Genomic DNA, 439 nt, shown 5'->3' on the forward strand with positions numbered 1-439 from the left:
CATCCGCCCCGGTGAGCCCTACAACGCCGACCAGGTGACAGAGACCACGAAGGCGTTCTCCGAATACTTTGCCCGATTTGGCTTTGCATTTGCCCGTGTGGAGGCCGTGCCTGAAATTGACCGCGAGAACAATCGTGTCCATTTCGTGCTGCAGGCCGAGCCAGCGCGCCGCGCCTATGTGCGCCGCATCAACGTCAGTGGCAATAACCGCACGCGCGACGAAGTCATTCGCCGGGAGTTCCGCCAGTACGAGGCCTCCTGGTACGACGGCGACAAGATTCGCCTGTCCCGCGACCGCGTGGACCGTCTGGGCTTTTTCACGGACGTCAACGTCGAAACGCAGGAGGTGCCAGGCTCGCCCGACCAGGTCGATCTGGTGATCAACGTGGCAGAAAAGCCCACCGGATCGTTGCAGCTGGGCGTGGGTTTTTCAAGTGCC

General features: G+C 61.7%; 1 protein-coding gene. It reads left to right on the plus strand.

Annotation, left to right across the window (positions count from 1 at the left end; genetic code table 11):
• On the plus strand, window positions 1–439 hold a 439-nt coding region (locus DK926_RS26365; RefSeq protein WP_207890932.1), incomplete at both ends, for a POTRA domain-containing protein.

Origin of the sequence: Rhodococcus sp. Eu-32 (assembly GCF_003336925.1) — a bacterium.
In the GTDB taxonomy this organism is placed as follows: domain Bacteria; phylum Actinomycetota; class Actinomycetes; order Mycobacteriales; family Mycobacteriaceae; genus Rhodococcoides; species Rhodococcoides kyotonensis_B.